The 21,499-nt window shown below is 43.5% G+C and carries 21 protein-coding genes; 8 read left to right on the plus strand and 13 right to left on the minus strand.

The window, feature by feature from the left end; translation table 11 throughout:
- The first annotated feature begins 61 nt into the window (after nucleotides 1–61).
- The 5 genes from sbcB to purT all read left to right on the plus strand — a co-directional run bounded on the left by sbcB (nucleotide 62) and on the right by purT (nucleotide 5,229).
- Nucleotides 62–1,483 carry an exodeoxyribonuclease I gene (sbcB, locus tag R7M92_RS10590; RefSeq protein ID WP_047100708.1) on the plus strand — a complete coding sequence of 474 codons (1,422 nt, stop codon included), beginning with the start codon at nucleotides 62–64 and terminating at the stop codon, nucleotides 1,481–1,483.
- Nucleotides 1,484–1,538: 55 nt separating this feature from the next.
- Nucleotides 1,539–1,913: a CidA/LrgA family protein gene (locus R7M92_RS10595; protein WP_005397786.1), complete on the plus strand. Its 375-nt coding sequence runs from the start codon at nucleotides 1,539–1,541 to the stop codon at nucleotides 1,911–1,913.
- A gap of 1 nt (nucleotide 1,914) precedes the next feature.
- Nucleotides 1,915–2,592 (plus strand): LrgB family protein, encoded by a 678-nt coding sequence (locus R7M92_RS10600; protein ID WP_262599252.1) that lies wholly within the window; start codon nucleotides 1,915–1,917, stop codon nucleotides 2,590–2,592.
- 430 nt (nucleotides 2,593–3,022) lie between these two features.
- Nucleotides 3,023–3,910 (plus strand): cytidine deaminase, encoded by an 888-nt coding sequence (gene cdd / locus R7M92_RS10605; protein WP_005377892.1) that lies wholly within the window; start codon nucleotides 3,023–3,025, stop codon nucleotides 3,908–3,910.
- A 143-nt stretch (nucleotides 3,911–4,053) separates the two neighbouring features.
- Nucleotides 4,054–5,229 carry a formate-dependent phosphoribosylglycinamide formyltransferase gene (gene purT / locus R7M92_RS10610; protein WP_318133341.1) on the plus strand — a complete coding sequence of 392 codons (1,176 nt, stop codon included), beginning with the start codon at nucleotides 4,054–4,056 and terminating at the stop codon, nucleotides 5,227–5,229.
- A gap of 72 nt (nucleotides 5,230–5,301) precedes the next feature.
- Here the strand turns inward: purT and R7M92_RS10615 are convergent, their stop codons facing one another.
- The gene (locus R7M92_RS10615) at nucleotides 5,302–5,952 is read right to left on the minus strand and encodes a thiopurine S-methyltransferase (protein WP_021707633.1); all 651 of its coding nucleotides are present in this window, start codon (nucleotides 5,950–5,952) and stop codon (nucleotides 5,302–5,304) included.
- Nucleotides 5,953–6,267: 315 nt separating this feature from the next.
- On the opposite strand from R7M92_RS10615, the gene R7M92_RS10620 reads away from it, so the two are divergent.
- Nucleotides 6,268–7,047 carry a phosphoribosylglycinamide formyltransferase gene (locus tag R7M92_RS10620; protein WP_318133343.1) on the plus strand — a complete coding sequence of 260 codons (780 nt, stop codon included), beginning with the start codon at nucleotides 6,268–6,270 and terminating at the stop codon, nucleotides 7,045–7,047.
- 121 nt (nucleotides 7,048–7,168) lie between these two features.
- On the opposite strand, the gene ihfA is transcribed toward R7M92_RS10620, so the two are convergent.
- Nucleotides 7,169–7,465, minus strand: a complete 297-nt coding sequence (gene ihfA / locus R7M92_RS10625; protein WP_005377899.1) for an integration host factor subunit alpha — start codon at nucleotides 7,463–7,465, stop codon at nucleotides 7,169–7,171.
- 534 nt (nucleotides 7,466–7,999) lie between these two features.
- Between ihfA and R7M92_RS10630 the strand changes: the two genes are divergently transcribed.
- Nucleotides 8,000–8,881 carry an AEC family transporter gene (locus tag R7M92_RS10630; RefSeq protein ID WP_005377901.1) on the plus strand — a complete coding sequence of 294 codons (882 nt, stop codon included), beginning with the start codon at nucleotides 8,000–8,002 and terminating at the stop codon, nucleotides 8,879–8,881.
- Between the two features lie 213 nt (nucleotides 8,882–9,094).
- Here the strand turns inward: R7M92_RS10630 and pheT are convergent, their stop codons facing one another.
- From pheT to R7M92_RS10660, 6 genes are all read right to left on the minus strand, one after another.
- Nucleotides 9,095–11,500 carry a phenylalanine--tRNA ligase subunit beta gene (pheT, locus tag R7M92_RS10635; protein ID WP_318133346.1) on the minus strand — a complete coding sequence of 802 codons (2,406 nt, stop codon included), beginning with the start codon at nucleotides 11,498–11,500 and terminating at the stop codon, nucleotides 9,095–9,097.
- An 18-nt stretch (nucleotides 11,501–11,518) separates the two neighbouring features.
- Complete coding sequence (pheS, locus tag R7M92_RS10640) at nucleotides 11,519–12,502, minus strand: phenylalanine--tRNA ligase subunit alpha (protein WP_005385470.1); 984 nt, start codon at nucleotides 12,500–12,502, stop codon at nucleotides 11,519–11,521.
- A gap of 191 nt (nucleotides 12,503–12,693) precedes the next feature.
- Nucleotides 12,694–13,869: a hypothetical protein gene (locus R7M92_RS10645; RefSeq protein WP_411974276.1), complete on the minus strand. Its 1,176-nt coding sequence runs from the start codon at nucleotides 13,867–13,869 to the stop codon at nucleotides 12,694–12,696.
- A 10-nt stretch (nucleotides 13,870–13,879) separates the two neighbouring features.
- Nucleotides 13,880–14,671: an outer membrane lipoprotein-sorting protein gene (locus R7M92_RS10650; RefSeq protein ID WP_025766823.1), complete on the minus strand. Its 792-nt coding sequence runs from the start codon at nucleotides 14,669–14,671 to the stop codon at nucleotides 13,880–13,882.
- Nucleotides 14,672–14,689: 18 nt separating this feature from the next.
- On the minus strand, nucleotides 14,690–17,068 hold the full coding sequence (locus R7M92_RS10655; RefSeq protein WP_017634848.1) for an efflux RND transporter permease subunit: 2,379 nt from the start codon (nucleotides 17,066–17,068) through the stop codon (nucleotides 14,690–14,692).
- Between the two features lie 249 nt (nucleotides 17,069–17,317).
- On the minus strand, nucleotides 17,318–18,106 hold the full coding sequence (locus R7M92_RS10660) for a TetR/AcrR family transcriptional regulator (RefSeq protein ID WP_005377913.1): 789 nt from the start codon (nucleotides 18,104–18,106) through the stop codon (nucleotides 17,318–17,320).
- Between the two features lie 270 nt (nucleotides 18,107–18,376).
- Between R7M92_RS10660 and R7M92_RS10665 the strand changes: the two genes are divergently transcribed.
- Entirely contained in the window at nucleotides 18,377–18,562 is a 186-nt protein-coding gene (locus tag R7M92_RS10665; RefSeq protein WP_031780965.1) for a hypothetical protein, read from the plus strand.
- On the opposite strand, the gene R7M92_RS10670 is transcribed toward R7M92_RS10665, so the two are convergent.
- The 5 genes from R7M92_RS10670 to infC form a co-directional block, all read right to left on the minus strand.
- A complete protein-coding gene (locus tag R7M92_RS10670; protein WP_318133348.1) occupies nucleotides 18,555–19,364 on the minus strand; it encodes a helix-turn-helix transcriptional regulator in 810 nt (269 codons plus the stop codon). The two genes, R7M92_RS10665 and R7M92_RS10670, sit on opposite strands and share 8 nt — an antisense overlap.
- Before the next feature lie 366 nt (nucleotides 19,365–19,730).
- Entirely contained in the window at nucleotides 19,731–20,048 is a 318-nt protein-coding gene (locus tag R7M92_RS10675) for a heavy metal-binding domain-containing protein (protein WP_005377919.1), read from the minus strand.
- A gap of 189 nt (nucleotides 20,049–20,237) precedes the next feature.
- Nucleotides 20,238–20,591 (minus strand): 50S ribosomal protein L20, encoded by a 354-nt coding sequence (gene rplT / locus R7M92_RS10680; protein ID WP_004727974.1) that lies wholly within the window; start codon nucleotides 20,589–20,591, stop codon nucleotides 20,238–20,240.
- Between the two features lie 40 nt (nucleotides 20,592–20,631).
- The gene (gene rpmI, locus R7M92_RS10685; protein WP_005377932.1) at nucleotides 20,632–20,826 is read right to left on the minus strand and encodes a 50S ribosomal protein L35; all 195 of its coding nucleotides are present in this window, start codon (nucleotides 20,824–20,826) and stop codon (nucleotides 20,632–20,634) included.
- 120 nt (nucleotides 20,827–20,946) lie between these two features.
- Nucleotides 20,947–21,498 carry a translation initiation factor IF-3 gene (gene infC / locus R7M92_RS10690; protein WP_080276913.1) on the minus strand — a complete coding sequence of 184 codons (552 nt, stop codon included), beginning with the start codon at nucleotides 21,496–21,498 and terminating at the stop codon, nucleotides 20,947–20,949.
- Nucleotide 21,499 lies beyond the last annotated feature (1 nt).

Raw genomic sequence — 21,499 nt, forward strand, 5'->3', positions numbered from 1 at the left:
GTTGCTAGTCAAGGCGTTGAATGGTCTAATACTGTCATCGGTTTTGTAAACGGTAAGCAGAATGCACCAAGATAATCAGCCCACTTTTTTCTTCTTTGATTATGAGACATGGGGAACCAACCCCGCGAAAGATCGCCCAAGCCAGTTTGCTGGTGTTCGTACAGATGAAAACTTTAATATCATCGGCGAGCCTTTAGTCATGTACTGTCAACCACCAGCTGATTATCTTCCGTCTCCTGAAGCTGCGCTTATTACTGGTATTACTCCGCAAAAAACGGTTCAAGAAGGCCTTTCTGAGCCAGAGTTTATCGCTAAGATTCACGCTGAACTCGCGAGACCAAATACCACCAGTTTAGGCTACAACAGCATTCGCTTTGATGACGAAGTGACCCGTTATACTTGTTATCGCAACTTTATCGATCCATACGCATGGAGTTGGCAAAACGGTAACTCGCGTTGGGATTTACTCGATGTACTACGCGCGTGCCATGCCCTTCGCCCAGAAGGCGTAGAATGGCCAGAAAACGAAGATGGCTTCACTAGCTTTAAATTAGAACACTTGTCTGTGGCTAACGGCATAGAACATAGTAACGCGCACGATGCCATGGCAGATGTGATTGCGACTATCGAAATGGCAAAGAAAGTAAAAGCAGCGCAACCAAAATTGTTTGATTACTTTTTTTCTATGCGCCAAAAGCGCAAGCTCAATGATTTAGTCGACATCGTCAACATGACACCGTTGATGCACGTTTCAGGCATGCTAGGGCGCGAATGCCAGTACACTAGCTGGATTGTGCCTGTTGCTTGGCATCCAACCAATAATAACGCCGTTATCACCATCGATTTAGCGAAAGACCCTCAACCTATTCTTGAGCTATCCGCAGAAGAGCTGCACGAAAGACTCTACACTAAGCGCGAAGATCTTGGTGAATTGCTACCAGTGCCAGTTAAACTAGTTCATTTGAACAAATGCCCTATTCTCGCCCCTGCAAAAACGTTAACGGCTGAAAATGCGGAGTCTATTGGCATTGATCGCCAGCAATGTCTCGCTAATCTCGCTTTGTTGCGCCAACATCCTGAAATTAGAGAAAAGCTGATTAGCCTCTTTTCAGTCGAGCGTAAATTCGATAAAAGTGATGACGTCGATACACAGCTTTACGACGGGTTCTTTTCTCCGGCTGATCGCGCAGCTATGGATATCATTCGAGAAACCGACCCGAATAATCTTGCTGCATTAGACATTGAATTTGATGACAAGCGCATTAAACCTCTATTGTTCCGCTATCGTGCGCGTAACTTCCCAGGCACATTAGACGAGCAAGAACAAAGACGCTGGGCACTACACTGTCGAGAAGTGTTTGAAAGCCAAATTGAAGAGTACATGCTGAATTTAGAAAACTTAGTTCACGAACATGAAAGTGACGAAAAGAAGATTGCGATATTAAAATCCGTGTACTGTTATGTAGAGAGCTTAGCTTCCTAACTCCTCCTAATACAAGCGCACCTTATGGTGTGCTTGTTGTTTATATACTGTCAAAATGATTAAAGAACGATTCTTACAACTGATCCAACTGCTCATTTCAATCTTCCTCATCATGGGAGCACTTGGCATCGGAATTACCATTCAAAAGTTCACTGGCGTTTCCGTTCCAGGAAGTGTCATCGGTATGCTCGTACTGTTTTTCTCCATGACTCTTGGGCTTGTAAAAGTCGACTGGGTCAAACCGGGCGCCACGCTATTTATCCGCTATATGATCTTATTGTTCGTTCCTATTAGCGTCGGATTAATGCAACATTTCGATATGCTACTCGCTAATGCCCTCCCTATCATTGCTAGCGCAGTTGGAGGCTCACTCATTGTACTAGTCAGCCTCGCTTGGCTGCTGGACTACTTGCTAAAGGAGAAGCACTGATATGTGGTTAGTTGTTACCATTGCGGTTTTTCTTGTCGCGCGCCAAATTGCAATCAAAGTGAATAATCCTCTAGCAAATCCTTTGCTGATCAGTATTGCAGTGCTCATTCCTTTGCTTACTTACTTAAATGTACCGTTTGAAACGTATTATGCGGATAACGAAGGGATCAGTTTTTTACTTCAACCAGCCGTAGTTGCTCTGGCTTACCCGTTATATGAACAACTACCACAAATTAAAGCAAACTGGCGAATCATCACTTTCGCTTGCACAGTAGGCAGTGTGATGTCGATGATGACAACCACCTTGATCGCAGTCGCTTTCAAAGCGGATATCAATTTAATCGCGAGTCTAGTGGGTAAATCCGTCACGACGCCAATAGCAATGGAAATTTCGAGTCACCTCGGTGGTGAAGCTGCCGTTGCGGCGATCTTGGTTCTGATTGTCGGTTTATTGGGCGCAATTTTGGCATACCCAATTTACAATTTGATTGGAATTAAACACCCGATTGCACGTGGTCTGACAATGGGTACAGTCTCTCATGCCTTAGGCACCGCTACTTGTGCAGAGAAACAGCCCATAGATGCCGCGTTCTCATCACTCGCATTGGTTTTATGTGGGATCATAACTTCTATTTTGGCTCCAAGTTTTTTTGCTTTGGCGGTCTGGCTATATCAATAGTTAAGCGCTCTCGGTCTGCCCTCCTTCCGGCAGACCGTAGCCTTTCCGCTTCTTCCTTACCCTTTTCAAAACCCTATCTTATCTAGCAACCTCACCCAGTAATATCGTGAAGGGACTTGATCGAGATATACATTCATAGCATTAGCATTCTAGCTGCTACCACTCGCTCTAGATTACGTAGGTATAAAGTAGCATAGCGGTAAAAGTCGCGTTGGTAACATACTCCTGCTCCTTGGTCATATGAATATATACTGATATGGTTAATTGTGAGACGGAGATAACGCTTCACACCTGTGCAATCGAATACATGTGTGAGCTCACTCTAATTATGTAACAGAATTATAAATTGCATTATTTATCGTGATCTAACGCACGGAACATTTCTATCTTTCACATAGAATAACTGTCCATGCAATAACAAGGATTCAACATGAAAAGTCGCATTGAACAGGCGCTAGCAGGCGCTCCAGAAGCACTTTCCAAACAACTTGCTCCTATCATCCAAGCTGATGATTTTGATGCTACGCTTTCAGTTCAACAATTTGAGCAGTTGCTTTCAGCTACCGGTCTATCAGACAAAGAGCTTCGTGTTGCGCTACTTCCTTTTGCCGCAGCGTACTCCTATGCTCCCCTTTCTGACTTTTATGTCGGCGCTATCGTTCGTGGTCTTTCAGGTCGCCTTTACTTCGGTGCCAACATGGAATTCTTTGGTGTACAGTTGGGTCAAACGGTTCACGCAGAGCAGTCTGCGATTAGCCATGCTTGGATGAAAGGCGAACGTGGTGTTAAGGATATCACTATCAACTTCAGCCCATGTGGTCACTGCCGCCAGTTCATGAATGAGTTATCTACCGCAAACGAGCTTAAAATCCAGCTCCCAGAACGCGAAGAAAAGTCACTTCATGAATACCTGCCTGAAGCCTTTGGACCAAACGATCTCGGTATCGAGTCCGGCTTAATGGCAGAAGTTAAACACCAATTCTCATGTGATGATGAAGACGCACTCATCCAAAGTGCAGTTGAAGCGATGAACATGAGCCACTCTCCATACACCAACAACTTGAGTGGTTTAGCATTAGAGATGACTAGCGGCCGTGTATTCCAAGGCGCTTATGCAGAAAATGCAGCGTTTAATCCTAGCTTGCCACCGCTACAAGTTGCGCTAATCCAAGTTTTACTTGCGGGTGAAACCTTTGACAGCATCAAAGCCGCTGCATTGGTAGAAAACTCAGAAGGTAAGATCAGTCACTTAGCCGATACGCAATCAACGTTGGAAGCGTTGAATCCAGATATTCCGCTTAGTTTTGTCAACGTATAAACGACAAATTCAACAAAAAGCTCTACAACATGTAGAGCTTTTTTATTACTTAAAAACCAAAAGCAAACGTTTGCTTTGTCATAAAACTTCAGTATGATCTCCTGCAATTTCTGTCTCATCACTCTATTTTGTAAGGGAACACTATGTTTGGCACTGCAACTAGCGCAAATGCTACCCGTGTATTACTTTTAGGCTCTGGCGAACTCGGTAAAGAAGTCGCCATTGAATGCCAGAGACTTGGTTTAGAAGTGATTGCTTGTGATCGCTATGCCAATGCTCCAGCGATGCAAGTCGCTCACCGTAGTTATGTTATCGACATGTTAGATGGGAACGCCTTAGAAGAAGTTATTACGAAGGAACAACCTACTTACGTCGTACCAGAAATTGAAGCCATCGCAACCGGCAAACTGGTAGAGCTTGAAGAGAAAGGACTGAATGTTGTTCCAACCGCTAAGGCAACCAGGCTAACAATGAATCGTGAAGGTATCCGACGTTTGGCAGCAGAAGAACTGGAATTGACGACTTCACCTTATCGTTTTGCAGATAACTTTGAAGACTTCAAAGCCGCGGTTGAGCATGTGGGTATTCCGTGCGTGGTGAAGCCTGTGATGAGCTCTTCAGGTAAAGGGCAAAGTGTTATCAAGACCGAAGACGACGTTACAAAAGCATGGGATTACGCTCAGGAAGGCGGGCGTACGGGTGCAGGTCGCGTTATCGTGGAAGGTTTTATCGACTTCGATTACGAAATCACTTTATTGACCATCAGAGCCGTTGACGGTGTGCATTTCTGTGCTCCAATTGGTCATCGTCAGGAAGATGGCGACTACCGCGAATCATGGCAACCGCAAACTATGTCAGAAAACGCAGTAAAAGCAGCTGAATACACGGCTGAGAAAGTGGTAAACGCGCTCGGTGGCTACGGCATCTTTGGTGTAGAGCTATTTGTTAAAGGCGATAAAGTCATTTTCAATGAGGTCTCTCCTCGCCCTCACGATACGGGCATGGTTACAATGATTTCACAGGAAATGTCTGAGTTTGCTCTCCACGTGCGCGCGTTTACCGGAATGCCAATTAATAATATTGTGCAATATGGCCCATCTGCGTCTGCTGTTATTCTTGGACAAGGAACTTCCACAAACATTCGCTTTGAAAACCTAAGCAAAGCTTTAGCTCAACCTCAAACACAAGTTCGTCTATTCGGTAAGCCAGAAATCGATGGCCGCCGCCGTTTAGGTGTTGTCTTTACGCGACGAAAAACCACCGAAGAAGCCGTTCAAGATGCTGTTGAAAGTGCTTCAAAAGTGAATATCATTTATTAAATACGAACCACTCATACAAAAATAGCGCAGCTCAAATTGCTGCGCTATTTCGTGTTCCAAACCGAAGAGAGCCTATTCACTCTCGATTAAGTACACTTCTTCAGAGAAGCGACTTAAGCCTTTTTTCGCAATTTTAGGATGATTCTCGTCAGCTTCATCTACGTTCAAACAAGTAACTTTGTAACCTGAAAATAACTGCTCAATCTCTTCGACCGGCACGCTAAATGGAGGCCCCGCCATCTCTTCTTGAGGATAGTTGAGTGTAACAAGCAAAATACGACCGCCTGGGTTCAAAAGTTGCTTGAGACGCTCTACATACTCCTCTCGCATATCTTGCGGTAAAGCAACCAACGCGGCGCGATCATAAATGATATCGGCTTGAGATACTGGTGCAGTGAAAAAGTCCCCAGTATAAATAGAGAGCTCATCAAATTGATAAAGCTCGTGCATGCCATTAAGAGGCGTTACCGTTGGCGTGTAAAAATGTTCAGCAAAAAAGGCACGCACAGCAATATGGCTTAGCTCAACGCCTTCAACCGAATCATGCTTCATCGCCAGCCAAATCAAGTCTTCTGACTTTCCACATAAAGGAACTAACACTTTATCTTCACGCTTTGGATTAGTGTGTTTCCAATATACTGGTAATAGCGGGTTTACATCTTCCAAGTGAAATCCGATCTGATTGCTGGCCCATTTGTTATGCCAAAATTCTTGGTCTCTCATTTTACTTTCTACTTGTCGGCTGTTTTCATTTTGAGAGGTAAGACTAACGTTTTTTTTCAATTTGTCTATGCCGTTCATCTTTGGTTAATACTGCGGTGATAGGATGTAATCGGTCTCATAGGAGACGCGCCTTTATCTGATAATCAGAATAAAGAAAAGAGAAATGGTGATCTAACGCACGATTCTACTTCAAGATAAAACTGAAACCTTGGAATCTTTCGTAACGGCCCCATTTATAAGTTAGTACCTGATTTGCCGAACTTAGCGACCTTTATGTTCCCTATTTTCTAAGTACAAGCAAGTTAAGGAGAGTGAATGAGCTTATTTCTTCGTACTACAGCATTGATGCTTTTGGTACTTAGCCGTGCACCGGCATTTGCCGCACTTCCAATTACCCCTGCACCTAGTGGCGAACAAAGTCGTTCAACCAGCCAAAACGAAGTTTGTTCGAAACTTTTTAAACACAGCCTTAGCGGTTTATATGGCATTCAGTCAATCGACACCACACCAACTCAGCCATATTCTGACTTCGACATTCTTTACAGCAAAGCTCACCAAGCGCAATTTGAACTTGAAACTATCTGTAAAAGTACCGCACTTCTTAATGACGCTCAGCCATACTTCGCAGGCGTGAAATCCAAACAACGAGCAGAAGAAAAGATAGCTTTAGAGTTAGATGGGAAAGTTGAACGTATTACTGACCTAGCACGTGCAACGATTGTAGCTGAAGACGTCGCGAGTTTAGTCTCCATTTATGAAACGTTAGAGCGTGAAACAACGATTGTGAAAGTAAAAAATCGATTCAAAAAACCTGGCCCTTCAGGATATAGAGACTTGAACTTGCTCGTTCGTTTACCAAAAACAAACCTAGTAGCCGAAGTTCAACTGCACTTGAAAGCAATCGCAGATGTAAAAAGCGGTCCCGAACACGACCTATACGAAAAAATCCAGAAACTAGAACGTCAAGCGATGTTGGAAAAACGTGAGCTAAGCGAAATAGAGCTTGCCTCTATTCACAACATGCGTACACAGTCTAAGAACTTGTACCAACAAGCATGGCAACCATACTTAACAACGCATCTAGAAGCGGCGTAACCGATATCATTAAGCGTCTCTCATAAACAGAAAAACCACCGCATTGCGGTGGTTTTCATTTGTATGCACACGAATTTTACGCAAAAAAAGACCACGCCTTAGCGTGATCCATTTATTCGGCTTACTGTACTTTCTTCAGGTTTTCTACACGAGCTTTTAACTTCTGACCCGGGCGAAAAGTCACTACACGTCGAGCAGTAATTGGAATATCTTCACCAGTTTTCGGGTTACGACCAGGTCGTTCATTCTTGTCACGAAGATCAAAGTTACCAAAACCTGACAGTTTTACCTGTTCGCCACTTTCCAGTGCCTTACGAATCTCTTCAAAGAACACTTCCACCGTTTCCTTGGCGTCCCGCTTACTAAATCCTAATTTATCAAACAGGTTTTCTGCCAGTTCGGCTTTTGTGAGCGCCATAAAACTTTCCTCAAAGCTATGTTAAACAATGCTACGTTAGTGTAGCGCCAGAGCAGTTTTACCCTACCAATTCAACAACATATCGGGGTTACATCAGGAAGTGTATGACAAGCTTATGATTTTCGCCAACTTTTTTCTTGGCGAACAAAAGGAATAGCACTACGTAAATTATTGTTAAACGCCAGAAATTTGATATTTTTGTTTTTGTTTCATCTTTATCAGGAAAAACATCCAGATTATAAAACTAAAATTAGTTTAAATATCAATATTAAACACTATTTAATAAAAATATCAGATATTGGTTATTTAACAGACACTTGACATAGAACTTGTCGTAAATTCAGTGATTTGTATGTAACTCGATACGTAACAATTAGATTAAAAGGTATGACCACCTGTACTTTGTAACTGTGCTTAGAAAGCTTGATTAAACCCACGCTTCTCGCTGTTTAACGATGACGCCATATATAAAGATTGATAATGTGGAAGTTCGTGTATTTCCTCATTAGCTTCTTACACTGCTTCTAGGCGACCATGATTAATCAAATCATAAATATTCTTTTCCCTGTTTTTGCTCTTGTCGGAGTTGGCTATTTGGTCGGTCGTTACATCAAGCCTGACTTTCGCCCAATAAACCGCATTAATATTGAGGTATTCACGCCAGCACTGGTATTTTCGTCACTCGTTAGCATGCCGCTCGATTCAAATCAGGGGCCGCTTCTTTTGGCGGCAATTGTCGCGGTTTTAATTCCCGCACTACTCATGATCCCGGTATGTCGATGGACGTCACTCTCGTTTAAAACCTGGGCGCCACCACATATGTTTCGCAATAGCGGAAATCTAGCTATTCCTTTGTTTACCTATACGTTTGGAGAAATTGCGCTGTCGTCAGCAGTGCTTTTATTTGTCGTGTCAGCATGCTTGCATATCAGCTTAGGCGTAATGCTGCTTAGTCATGGCAACCCTTTTAAGCAAATAGTCAAGATGCCAATCTTTTTAGCAGCGTCGTTGGCTCTGTTTCTCAACGTGTCAAATGTGGGTGCATGGGCGCCTTTATACGAAGCCACGGCTCTACTTGGGCAAGCGGCCGTACCCGTGATGCTTTTATCTCTGGGGGCACAAATGTGTCATTTAAGGTTGGACGGTTTAAAGATTGGTGTGTTGTGTACCGTGCAGTCACTGGCAACTGGTGCTGTCGCTTTTGCACTTATTTATTGGTTAATTCCCCTTCCAACGATGCAATTGCAAATGATGGTGCTCTTCACAATGCTGCCGCCAGCCGTCATGAATTACCTATTTGCGGAAAGGCTGAATATAGAACCCATGAAAGTGGCGTCAATGGTACTATTTGGCAACTTTTTCAGCATTCTTACGCTACCTCTTCTGCTTAGCTATACCCTCTCACTCGCTGCCTAACCGCCAACAAGCTATCGTTAGCGTGTATTAGCTGAAAAACAATACGTTCCTAATCTCGGGTAAGGGCCATCCCTAGTTTAGTCTAGTATTTTAAAGTAATGAGGGATGGTGCGAGCAGTAAGGAACTTGAACAACGATAAGGTAATCCTAAAAATAAAAAACCCTGCCAAACTGGCAGGGTTTTCATTTATTAAGAAGATACGTTACGCGAGATTAGTCACGCAGAGACGCACCAAACTTCTCAGAAACGTGAGCAACGATAGCGTCAACCGCACCAGCGATATCTGCATCTTCCAGCGTACGCTCAAGTGACTGTAGAGTCAGAGCGATTGCTAGGCTCTTCTTACCATCTTCAACGCCTTTACCTACGTAAACGTCGAACAGTTTCGCATCTTTAAGGAACTCGCCACCTTGCTCTAGACAAGCGTTAACGATGTCACCAGATGCAACAGCTTCATCCACTACTACCGCGATATCACGACGGTTTGAAGGGAATTTAGAAAGTGCTACCGCTTCTGGGATCACTTTGCTGTTAATTGCAGACCATTCGATTTCGAATACGATAGTACGACCGTTTAGACCGAACTTACGCTCAAGCTCAGGGTGAACGGTACCGAGCACGCCTACTTCTTTGCCGTCTACGATGATTGCCGCAGATTGACCTGGGTGAAGAGCTGGATTAGCTTTTTTGCTTTCAGGTGACAGTGCAGCGAAAGAGTACGCTTTTTCGTTCGCAGATAGCTCTAGAATCGCTTCTAGATCGCCCTTAAGGTCGAAGAAATCAACCGTGTTAGTTTCGATATCCCAATGTTCTTCACCGCGAGTACCAGCAATAACACCTGCAAGCATAGGCTCTTGACGCATGCCGTTTTCTGCAGATTCACATGGGATGAAACGTAGGCCATATTCGAATAGACGAACGCGTGGCTGTTGACGCTTTTGGTTGTGAACAACCGTGTTCAGCAGACCTTGGATAAGACCAAGACGCATTGCTGACATGTCTGCAGAAATTGGGTTTGGAAGCACTAGAGGCTCAACACCAGGTACAACTAGCTTTTGTTGCTCGGGCTCAACGAAGCTGTATGTAATTGCTTCGTGGTAACCACGATCAACAAGAAGATCACGAACGCGTTTCAGTGGAAGATCCGCTTCAACGTGGTTGTGCATCTTAAGTGCTGCTGCTGGGTGTTGGTTAGGAATGTTGTCATAACCGTAGATACGGCCAACTTCTTCAATCAGGTCTTGCTCGATAGCGATATCGAAACGCCATGTTGGCGCTACTGCCATCCAACCTTCTTCTGAAGCTTCAACAGTCAAACCTAGACGCTCTAGGATTTCTACTGCGTCGCTATCTGCAATGTGGTGACCTAGCAGGTTGTCTAGCTTAGTACGACGTAGAGCAACTTTGTTTGGCTTAGGTAAGTCTGCTTCAGACTCTACTGCAACAACAGGTGCTACTTCACCGCCACAAATTTCAACAAGAAGCTGTGTTGCACGCTCCATTGCGCTTACTTGTAGTGCGTAATCTACACCACGCTCGAAACGCATTGAAGAGTCAGTGTGCAGACCGTAGCTGCGTGCGCGACCACGGATGTGGTCAGGTGCAAAGAATGCACACTCTAGTAGAACGTCTTTAGTCTCAGTTGTTACACCAGACTCTTCACCACCAAAGATACCTGCGATTGCAAGTGCTTTGTTGTGATCAGCAACAACTAGTGTATCTGCGTTTAGCTCTGCTTCGCTGCCGTCAAGAAGTGTTAGCGTCTCACCTTGCTCAGCCATACGAACTACGATGCCACCTTCGATCTTCGCTAGATCGAATGCGTGCATTGGTTGGCCTTGCTCTAGCAGAACGTAGTTAGTGATGTCTACTACAGGGTCGATAGAGCGAATACCACAACGACGCAGTTTCTCTTGCATCCATAGTGGCGTTTCAGCTTGAACGTTTACGTTCTTAACTACACGACCTAGGTAACGAGGACACGCAGCTGGCGCTTTCACTTCGATAGACACTTTATCGTCGATTGAAGGGGCAACTGCTTCTACTGATGGCTCTGTCACGTCAGCACGGTTTAGTACGCCAACTTCACGAGCTAGACCACGAATGCTGAAACAGTCTGCGCGGTTTGCTGTTAGATCTACGTCTACTGTTACGTCGTCTAGACCTAGGAATTCACGGAAATCAGTACCGATTACTGCGTCTTCTGCTAGTTCCATGATGCCTTCTGACTCAACGTCGATACCTAGTTCGGTGAATGAACAAAGCATGCCGTGAGAAGGCTGGCCGCGTAGTTTCGCTTTTTTGATTTTGAAATCGCCTGGAAGAACAGCACCAACTGTTGCTACTGCTACTTTCAGACCTTGGCGACAGTTAGGTGCGCCACAAACAATGTCTAGAAGCTCTTCTTCACCCACGTCAACTTTAGTTACGCGCAGTTTGTCTGCATCTGGGTGTTGACCACATTCAACAACGTGACCGACTTTAACGCCAGTAAAAGAACCAGCAACAGGAAGAACGTCGTCTACCTCTAGACCGGCCATTGTAATTTGGTGAGTTAGCTCGTCAGTAGTAACCGCAGGGCTTACCCACTCACGAAGCCATGATTCGCTGAATTTCATGTTGATGAACCCTCTGGATTACTTGAACTGTTTTAGGAAACGAAGATCGTTCTCGAAGAACGCACGTAGGTCGTTCACGCCGTAACGAAGCATTGTTAGACGCTCAACACCCATACCGAATGCGAAACCAGAGTATTTTTCAGGATCGATACCTACGCTACGTAGCACGTTCGGGTGAACCATACCGCAGCCTAGTACTTCTAACCATTTACCGTTTTTGCCTTTCACGTCTACTTCAGCTGAAGGCTCAGTGAATGGGAAGTAAGATGGACGGAAACGTACTTCTACTTCTTCTTCGAAGAAGTTACATAGGAAATCGTGCAGGATGCCTTTCAGCTGAGCAAAGTTTACGTTCTCATCAACCAGCATGCCTTCCACTTGGTGGAACATTGGCGTGTGCGTTTGGTCGTAGTCGTTACGGTATACACGGCCTGGTGCGATGAAACGGAATGGTGGTTTACCATTTTCCATCGTACGGATCTGTACGCCTGACGTATGAGTACGAAGCATCAAGTCTGGGTTGAAGAAGAAAGTATCGTGGTCAGTACGCGCTGGGTGATCAGCTGCGATGTTTAGCGCATCGAAGTTGTGGAATGCATCTTCGATCTCTGGGCCTGCCTCGGTGTTAAAACCAAGTTCGCCAAAGAACTTCTCAATACGCTCTACAGTACGAGTTACTGGGTGTAAACCACCGTTTTCAATACGACGACCTGGTAGTGTTACGTCGATTGTTTCTGCTGCTAGTTTCGCTTCAAGCTCAGCACGTTGTAGTGCGTCTTTACGAGCTGCGATAGCTTGCTGAACTACGCCTTTCGCTTTGTTGATCTCTTGACCAGCTTCACGGCGTTCTTCTGGTGGTAGTTTGCCTAGGCTTTGAAGTTGAGCAGTTAGCTCACCTTTTTTACCCAGATACTGAACACGCACTTCATCAAGTGCGACTAGCGATTCGGCAGCTTCAATTGCAGTGCTCGCGCTAGCAATGATCTCTTCTAGATGTTGCATCGTTTCCTCATCTACCTGTAGGTAGTGTCCATAAGGGAGTGATTGGTTTTTTGATAGCTGTACATAGTAGCCAAACCGGGCACCAATGCCAAATTGAATTACGAAAAGAAGAGGTTATTGAATAAAAAGAGCACAAAAACGTCAAAAATGTCATCTTTAGTTAATCTGCCGTTTAGTTGTGCCCTTTTGTTTTAGAAATAGTATTGAATAGATAGCTCGATAAAATCGTCATCTCTAGCGAAGTAGAGCAAATCATTTGGTGTTTCATTTTTAAACAACCAAGCATCAATTTGCCACTTAACGTGATTCGATATTCGGCTCGATGCTTCTAACTTAGCATTGTAAACATTAGCGTTATCTAAATCCTTCGTGATTCCCGTCAATACTTCCGTTCCGTCCTCATCATTGAGCGCCCAACGAATACCTGCAAACACATCATTTTGACCGATAGTTTGTGCGTTGTTCCCACGACTGTCATAGAGGTACTCACCAATGACCCCCACATCCCAAACCGTGTCAAATGCACCGACGAAGGTATACTCAAAACCCGTCACAAGACCGACATGATTATCAGCGCTATCTCGATAAATACTTTCCAGTTTCCATAACCAATCGCCAACGATTCCTTGCACATCCAGACCGACATGACTCATCAGAGCGTAGTAAGGCTTTAATTCTCCGTACTCAAAACGAAAGTAAGGATCCCGGTTTGTTCCATATAAATAGCTCAGGCCTACGTCCCAATCGCCAAGCATTTTCGAATATCGAAAAGCCACATCTACGTGCTTCTCTTCTCTGCTTGATTCATAGATAGCATCATCAGAGACAACGGGTTCGGTTCGCAAGCGGCCATCTGTACCCGCAAACGTTCGTTCCCTAAAGTAAGGTAACAACATTGCGTGGACGGTGCCCCAGTCTTTGAAAGAGGTAAAATGTAACATCGGCTGACCGAGTTTATCTTCACCATCGACAGCTTCAATGGCATCTGTTTGGTTTACTACATCAACTAAATGGGCTGATTCAGTCACTCCCCAAAAGACCTTACTAATCCCAACTCGAAGCTCATAATCATCCCAATAAGTCAGATAAAGTGCCTCTCGTATGTCACCATGACTTCGCTCATCGTCTAGACCATCCAGACGATAGAAAGGTGTGAAAGTAAAGTTTGCATCACCATTTTGCATCTCCCAGTAAAATTCTGGCTGCAAAACCAATGACGTTTGCGCTTTGCTCTGACCCTGAGAGCCCGTTTTAAAAAACTGACGATGCTCAATATTGACTTGTCCTGCGAGCTCGACGGCAGTCAGAGGCATCGAGTAAAAAAAGGCTGCTGCACTAAGCAACAACCCAACATTTAATCGCTTCATTTTTCCTCCACTACCTCACTCGCTTCAACACATTCTTATGAAAGTCATTGTCTTGTAATCCAGTGTTAAAACGCATTTCGCTAGTCGTTAGCTCAGTACTTTTTCCTGTTTGATGGTTTGTCATCGCCATAGTGTGCGCTCGCCAATATTGGTTGAGATATTGCTTGTAATCGGAAAAAGAAAGCGTTTTTAACAAAGAGCCTTTGCGGTCGTAAAACTCAACTTTAAGTGGACGATAATGCGCTTTATCTAACCACACCGTTTGCTTGGTATAACCTGAGTTCTTATCGGTCGGAATTTGCTCTACGACGAAAACATCTTGCCCGTTTATGCTGTCATCTTTTAGGTAGTTGAAACGGTATTTTTCAATCTCAAAGGAACTGAGATCCTCATACGCGAATTCACTGCCCATAAAAGGGCCTGATTTGTTACGCGAGGAAATACGTTTCACACGTTTCAGTGCAGGAAGGTAAAGCCATTGGTCATCGGCACCCACCGTATGAGAATGGTTAAGAAACGCCGTGCCTTTTACATCTCTCGGTTCATCAAATATCGTGAGCCCTTTGTCACCATCGCCATCAACTTCGAGTGATTGTAAGCGCATTAAACGTGTGCTGCTTTCTCCTTGCGCGTTTCGCAGAATCATTTGCATCGTAGCAACAGAATCCCCCCACCCTTCATCACGGGCTTTGCGCTCTTGGGCAATTTCTAGTCCTTTGGCTTCATCCGCCAACACCGCATGACTCATAATAAGCGAGACAGAAAGTACTGATACTTTTAAGGCATTTTTTACTAAATTCATGTTCAATCCTTTAATTCGTTATGACTGAGTAACAGTCTTGGTTTGAGAGTCAGTTGATTTAAGCTTATTTCGGCGCTCCACCTCGTCGTAAACGCCTTTGTCAAACAACATCAGTAGAGTCGGTAGAAAGATGAAATCCACAACAAGAGCAATGAAGATAACAATGGCACTCAACTGTCCCATATCGGCATTTAAGCGGAAGCTCGACATCGCCAGAACAGAGAAACCAGCAACAAGCACGACCGTCGTAATCCAAAGCGCGCGCCCCACGGTGCGAAAGGCGTAGCGAACCGCTTGCTCCGCACTGTGGCCATCTTTACGAGCGTGTTGATATTTAGAAAGAAAGTGAACGGCGTCATCGACAACAACACCAAGCGTTAATGTCACAACGACAGACAATCCCAAGTTTATCTCGCCAGAAACCAGCGCCCAAATACCAAAACCAATAAGCGCAGGAGCAATATTCGGGACAAGACTAATTAAGCCAAGCTTGAACGAACGCAAGGCAAAGATCAGTAATGCAGAGATTAAGACAAGAGTAATGGGCAAGGTTGACAGCATGCTGGCCATATTCGTTTCACCAATATGCGCAAACATCAATGAAGGACTAGAAGCAACAACATCATATTGAGGCGCGTTTTCGTTAAACCATTGGTAAATGCGATTTTCCAAATCAACAAGCTCGACGCTGCCCAAGTTCTCCACGGTGAGAACCATCTTGATCGACGACTTATCTACATTGATTTGGTTGTTCAAATCTAAACCATACGGTAGTGACATTTCGTAAAGCAGCAGATATTGAGCCGCTAATTCTCTGTCTTGAGGGAGCGAGTAATAAGCCTGATCATCTCCATGCATGTTCTTGTTTAGGCGCTTATAAACATCGCTCAAGGTCGCAACATGGTCCGTTTCTGGCTGCAACCTTAGCCAGTCAGTAAATTTACCCACGGTATTGAGAAAATTAGGATCGGCAATGCCCTGCGATTCGTTGGTTTTTATCGCGATACTGATGTTCGCCATGCCACTGATTCGCTCTTCCATAAAATCAGCCGCTCGGCGAAATTCATTGCTATGGCCAAAGTACTCGACGGATTCATCATTGACTTTGTTCAGTGGAATCAAGCTCGCACTCGCGACAATAACAAGCACCGACAACGGCAATAAAGCATGTCGCTTTGACACCACGAAATCTCCTAAATGATCCATAAAGTGCTTTCTTTCATCAGAAGTATCCGACTTCACCGTAACCGGAAGGATATTAAGCAAGGCGGGAAGTAACGTGATGGAAAGGAAACAAGCAACCATGACGCCAAGGGCTGATAGGTTGCCGAAATCTCGCAGGATTGGAGAATCCGACATATTCATCATTAAAAAGCCGATCGCGGTGGTAATGGAGGTAATCAAGATAGGCATGAAATTGAGCGCAATACTTCGCTCAATAGAGTGGGCTTTACTAAAGCCGTTTTGCATAGACTGACGCATTGTCGCGATGATGTGTACACAGTCTGCGACGGCAAGCGTCATCACCAAGGTAGGCACATTAACGGTCGCCGTGCTCAAGAACATACCAGCCCATCCTGACAAGCCCATTGTCACCATAACCGAGCCGATAATAACGATGAGCGTCGCGATGACGCTAAGCAATGAGCGCAACATGATGGTCAGAAACACCAATATCACTAGTAACATAGTAGGCACTAATGTTGCGCTATCATCTTGGGCTGCGGTCATAAACGCGTAATTCATTGCAATAATACCAGCCTTATGGAATTCCGTGTCTGGGTACACTTGCTGATAACGCTCAATCATTCCGTTTATGTAAGCAACCACCTCTTGTACTTCAGCAGTTTTATCTATTTCAGGGAGTTGGACCGTAATGTTTACGACCGTGACATCTCCTTTTTCAGAAATCAGTGAACTTTTCAAAACCGGCTCACTCAACGCAATACTTTTGACTTTCTCTATTCGTTGAGGTGTCAATTCATATTCGCTATACAGTAAATCTTCGACAAGAAGATCATCTTCAAACGCTTCGGTATGCTGGTAGTTGGCGAGGGAATCAACGCGGGTCGAGTATGGAACTTGCCACGCCTCGTCAGTGATCTGCTGAATAAGAGATAATGTGCTAGGAGTAAAAACAGTGCCGCTCTTTGGCGCTATAACCAAAGCAAGACTGTCAGATTTTGCAAAGGTGGTTTGAATTTCATCAAACGCAAGTAACTGCTCATTTGTTCCATCAAAGAAGATGTCGTAATCTCCTCTAAAGTAAAGATTTTTTCCTCCAATAGTTGCTATGACAATCAATAAAACGGTAGCAAGCATCACCAATACACTGTAATTCGTTGGTAGCTTACCCCACCCTGAACGGGCGTATTGTTGAACGTTGTGATGTGGCATCACACTCTCCTTTTGTGACGTTTCGTCAAATTTAAAAACTAAAAAAACAGCAAATGCTGTAAATAACCAGACAAACTCGACATGCAAACTTTAGATCGAATGAATTTGGCTACATAAGTTAGTTTTTAGTAACTTCCTATGCTTCTCGTGATCATTGGCTGAACGCCAACCTTCGAGATTTAATGACGATTCGTCACAATAGTGCGATAAAAAAGCCAACCATAACGTCAGATTGGCCTTTCCAGTTTATTAGCGATTCACTGACTCTAAATAAGCAAGCTCTTCACTAAATAACTCCTGCTCCACTCGACGCCAGGTTTTACGGTAGTCCCATTCTGTAGATAAAGGCGACCAACCTAAACCATCAAGTAACATATTCGCGTTGTGCAGTACTGAGAATGGGTCTTGAATTCGCTGAATACATCGACTGTTCGATGCATTTTGCGCCAAAGCGTTTGAACCGAATGCAATAGACCAGTTGGCGAATACAATAGCATCAGAACCAATTGCGGGAGAAAACTTAAGATCACCACATTCTACCGCATTGTTCACCAGCGCATCAGCACCATCTATTACTTGTTCTTCCAAGTTATTCAGTTCATTCACACGTTTAGGCGAAGCCTTCTCTAGAACCCAAGGCGTCTTTGCAACAATCGCACAAGTTGATAGTACTGGCTCCATACGAGCGTAAATACGATAACCTACATGCATCGCAATGATTTTTTCTCTGGTATTGCCATTAAATTTGGCGGTACGTTCGAAAAATATTGCTTCGCTTTTCAGCGAATGAATACAAAGCGCAAGAATCACATCTTCTTTGCTGCAAAAATGATTGTAGATCGTCCCTTTAGAATAAGGGCTTGACGCTGTAAGCTTGTCCATCGTTAAGTTGGCAAAGCCTTGCTCTTGAACTAAAGACTTAGCCAATTGAATAAGCTCTATCTCACGATCAGCAATCGCCTGTTGCTTTTTTGTTAGCCCTGAAGACACACGACATCCGTCTTGCTTGCTATATTTTTTACAGCGAAAGTTAAACATAATCCTTTGATCCGTATACCAACACACTCCCAATAATTGTAACACGATTCTTTAATACAGGAACGCAACTAAAGTTGACGAACCGTCATAAATGACACTTCGTCATAATAGATCAAAAAACAAACATTTCAAGTATGAATTTATAATTAGAAGATAAATAGCTACCAATTATGCATACCCAAGTAGCTACAGGATGCTTGGTTCAACGAGAATGGTTTCTTTGTAGAGGAAGCGAGAGAGGCTTTGGGAGGAACAACGAAGGAAATCAGCATGTTAAAAATAACGAAAGTAGATGCTGAACAGGTATTATTCGAAATAAGCCCAACACACTTTAAGTCTGAATTAAGAGCAAACACCGCTGAATGCCCTACTTACAAAGTATTTGCTGTCTTAGGCTTTTTCTTTTGCAACGCCCTTTCAGAAACTCTCTTCAAAAAAGGCTCAAAATCTATATAGATAGGCTTGGCTTATCACCTGCAGCTGCGATGGCATAACGAATATCATCAATAAATCGCCCCTCTGTCTCAATAATGCCGTCAGAGAATGTGACTGGCTGATGTGGCCCAGCAAGTAGAACAATATTAGTAAAATCAGAGACATTAAAGTTCTCTGCTACAACATTTTTGGAATGAAAATCAATGACGGTCTTTGCAACTTGATCTTCCAGTAACAAAAGCTGTTCTTCAGTAATTTTCATACGCGCCAAAGCAACGCGAACACACTTATCGTGGGTAGTCGTCTGCTCTTTTATGATTTCGGTATATTTGTCGTTGAGCTTGGAGTTCTCTGCATAGCTATAATATAAAGGCCCGTGCAGCGTTATATTTTTATCTTCATCAACGTAAACGAGATCCAACAACTCTAATGCTTTTAAGTAATCAGACATGCTATGCTCAGACAAGTCATACTTTTTCTTTAAAATAGAATAACCATCTTTACCTCGTAGCATTCTCAATTCACGATAAAAGTCGTAAAGGTGAGGGAATTGAAAGAATACCTCATCCTGCGTACGACTAAAGTAATCCTCGTCTTCACCTTGCAATTGATTTGCGAGCTTTTGTAGTTCATCTAACGTGCAATCAACCGCTCTACAATATTCCAGCAACTTATCTAAAGCGAGATTCGTGCTTGTAAGATGTCTCTTAAAGGTAGATAGTGGCATACCCATTTTCTCAGATAGCTCTCGATATGTTAGCCCTTTTGTTTTAATCGCTTGGCGTAATGCGGCTAGCAAGTATTCGGGAGTCAGATCTCTCATCTACAATTCCTTTTGGCAATGTTACAGCTGTATAGTATTTGTAACAATTTAGAACCGCTTGGCAAGGTATAAGTTCATATTTTTATAAGAAAAACATGAATTAATATACTGAAAAGAGAATTCACACAACAAATGAAAAATTCAATATGAATTCAATTTCATTATAGATATAAAATAATATGCAAAATAAAAGTGAAGCAATTACTCTAAATCATCGTGATTAATTTTAATAGTAACGTAAAGTTGAGAATATAAACCTATTCTCTCTACAAAAATCTAGAATAATTAACCTAAAAGGAACAGAACGGTAAATGCATAATAATTCACCGCTCTCTATTAGCATTTTTGCAATGCTATTCAAGTAGACTAGTCCGCTAGTTTCACTGCAGTACCAAATGCCAAAATTTCCGAAGAACCATCTACGATTGAGCTTGTGGTAAATCGAATCCCTACAATTGCATCGGCACCTTTAGATTCAGCGTCCGCCACCATGCGCTGTATAGCAATATCACGCGCGTCGGTCATCATTTCCGTGTAACCACGAATTTCGCCGCCAACAATGCTCTTGATACCCGCCATGAGGTCACGGCCAATATGCTTTGATTGAACAACATTACCAGTTACAACCCCTCTGATTTCAGAGATCTGCTTGCCAGGAATGCTTTCGGTCGTTGTGTAGATCATTTTTAATCCCTTATAAACGTAAAAATTTATACCCAAGCTACCTTATAACTAACATAAGATGCTAACCAATAAATTGAGAAGACTGATAAACAATACTCTAAATAGCCAAGCTAAAAGTCATTTGGGTATAAATTTTAGCAATAAAAAAGGAGAGCTAATGCTCTCCTTCTCTTAATCCTAAACTGCTAATTAAAGAGCAGCTTTCGCTTTTTCAACTAGAACTGCAAATGCAGCTTTGTCGAATACTGCGATGTCCGCAAGGATCTTACGGTCGATCTCGATAGATGCTTTCTTAAGACCGTTGATGAAACGGCTGTAAGATAGACCATTTTGACGAGATGCCGCATTGATACGTGCAATCCATAGTTGACGGAATTGACGTTTCTTAGCGCGACGGTCACGGTAAGCGTATTGACCAGCTTTAGTAACTGCTTGGAAAGCTACGCGGTAAACGCGTGAACGCGCACCGTAGTAACCTTTAGCTTGTTTTAGAACTTTCTTATGACGTGCACGAGCTTGTACACCACGTTTTACGCGAGGCATTATGCTTCTCCTAAACTAAACGATTGATAACTAAAAAGAATTAAGCGTATGGCAACATACGGATTACTGCAGCCACTTCACATTTTGGAAGGATTGCATTCGGACGTAGTTGACGCTTGTTCTTAGTAGTACGCTTAGTCAGGATGTGACGTTTTGTAGCGTGCTTGTACTTAATACCACCAGCAGTTTTCTTAAAACGCTTAGCAGCACCTTTGTTGGTTTTCATCTTAGGCATGATGAATAACTCCGCATTGAGTAGGTTTAATAAACAACGTAATTAGGGCGAACAAAACCCAGCCATATGCCTTTATATAAAGGAAAGCGGCTAGGTTTTAATTACTTGATGAGCCGTTAATTACTTCTTTTTAGGGGCTAGCACCATGATCATCTGGCGACCTTCAATCTTCTTAGGGAAAGATTCAACTACAGCAATTTCTGCAGTATCTTCCTTAAGACGATTTAGAACGTCAACACCGATGTCTTGGTGTGCCATCTCTCGGCCACGGAAGCGAATTGTTACTTTCACTTTGTTGCCTTCTTCAAGGAAACGCGTCAGGTTGCGTAGTTTTACCTGATAGTCTCCAATATCAGTTCCAGGACGGAATTTTACTTCCTTGATCTGGACCTGCTTTTGCTTCTTCTTCTGCTCTTTAGCAGTTTTGCTCTTCTCGAAGAGGAACTTACCATAGTCCATCACACGACAAACAGGTGGCTCGGCGTTAGGACTGATCTCAACGAGATCCATACCAGCTTCTTCAGCAGCTGCAATGGCTTCTTGAATCGATACAACACCAACTGATTCACCGTCAGCGCCTGTTAGTCGAACTTCACGAATACCACGAATTTCACCGTTGATACGGTGCGGGTTTTGTTTTACCGGCTGTTGGCCACGTCTTCCGCCTTTAATA

The sequence above is a fragment of the Vibrio sp. Vb2880 genome (assembly GCF_033337975.1).
Taxonomy (GTDB): domain Bacteria; phylum Pseudomonadota; class Gammaproteobacteria; order Enterobacterales; family Vibrionaceae; genus Vibrio; species Vibrio alginolyticus.

What these genes read in the sequence shown, in the direction of transcription:
- sbcB (WP_047100708.1), top strand. Translation starts at nt 62, where the DNA reads ATGCACCAAGATAATCAGCCCACTTTTTTCTTCTTTGATTATGAGACA.
- R7M92_RS10595 (WP_005397786.1), top strand. Translation starts at nt 1,539, where the DNA reads ATGATTAAAGAACGATTCTTACAACTGATCCAACTGCTCATTTCAATC.
- R7M92_RS10600 (WP_262599252.1), top strand. Translation starts at nt 1,915, where the DNA reads ATGTGGTTAGTTGTTACCATTGCGGTTTTTCTTGTCGCGCGCCAAATT.
- cdd (WP_005377892.1), top strand. Translation starts at nt 3,023, where the DNA reads ATGAAAAGTCGCATTGAACAGGCGCTAGCAGGCGCTCCAGAAGCACTT.
- purT (WP_318133341.1), top strand. Translation starts at nt 4,054, where the DNA reads ATGTTTGGCACTGCAACTAGCGCAAATGCTACCCGTGTATTACTTTTA.
- R7M92_RS10615 (WP_021707633.1), bottom strand. Translation starts at nt 5,952, where the DNA reads ATGAGAGACCAAGAATTTTGGCATAACAAATGGGCCAGCAATCAGATC.
- R7M92_RS10620 (WP_318133343.1), top strand. Translation starts at nt 6,268, where the DNA reads ATGAGCTTATTTCTTCGTACTACAGCATTGATGCTTTTGGTACTTAGC.
- ihfA (WP_005377899.1), bottom strand. Translation starts at nt 7,465, where the DNA reads ATGGCGCTCACAAAAGCCGAACTGGCAGAAAACCTGTTTGATAAATTA.
- R7M92_RS10630 (WP_005377901.1), top strand. Translation starts at nt 8,000, where the DNA reads ATGATTAATCAAATCATAAATATTCTTTTCCCTGTTTTTGCTCTTGTC.
- pheT (WP_318133346.1), bottom strand. Translation starts at nt 11,500, where the DNA reads ATGAAATTCAGCGAATCATGGCTTCGTGAGTGGGTAAGCCCTGCGGTT.
- pheS (WP_005385470.1), bottom strand. Translation starts at nt 12,502, where the DNA reads ATGCAACATCTAGAAGAGATCATTGCTAGCGCGAGCACTGCAATTGAA.
- R7M92_RS10645 (WP_411974276.1), bottom strand. Translation starts at nt 13,869, where the DNA reads ATGAAGCGATTAAATGTTGGGTTGTTGCTTAGTGCAGCAGCCTTTTTT.
- R7M92_RS10650 (WP_025766823.1), bottom strand. Translation starts at nt 14,671, where the DNA reads ATGAATTTAGTAAAAAATGCCTTAAAAGTATCAGTACTTTCTGTCTCG.
- R7M92_RS10655 (WP_017634848.1), bottom strand. Translation starts at nt 17,068, where the DNA reads ATGCCACATCACAACGTTCAACAATACGCCCGTTCAGGGTGGGGTAAG.
- R7M92_RS10660 (WP_005377913.1), bottom strand. Translation starts at nt 18,106, where the DNA reads ATGTTTAACTTTCGCTGTAAAAAATATAGCAAGCAAGACGGATGTCGT.
- R7M92_RS10665 (WP_031780965.1), top strand. Translation starts at nt 18,377, where the DNA reads ATGTTAAAAATAACGAAAGTAGATGCTGAACAGGTATTATTCGAAATA.
- R7M92_RS10670 (WP_318133348.1), bottom strand. Translation starts at nt 19,364, where the DNA reads ATGAGAGATCTGACTCCCGAATACTTGCTAGCCGCATTACGCCAAGCG.
- R7M92_RS10675 (WP_005377919.1), bottom strand. Translation starts at nt 20,048, where the DNA reads ATGATCTACACAACGACCGAAAGCATTCCTGGCAAGCAGATCTCTGAA.
- rplT (WP_004727974.1), bottom strand. Translation starts at nt 20,591, where the DNA reads ATGCCTCGCGTAAAACGTGGTGTACAAGCTCGTGCACGTCATAAGAAA.
- rpmI (WP_005377932.1), bottom strand. Translation starts at nt 20,826, where the DNA reads ATGCCTAAGATGAAAACCAACAAAGGTGCTGCTAAGCGTTTTAAGAAA.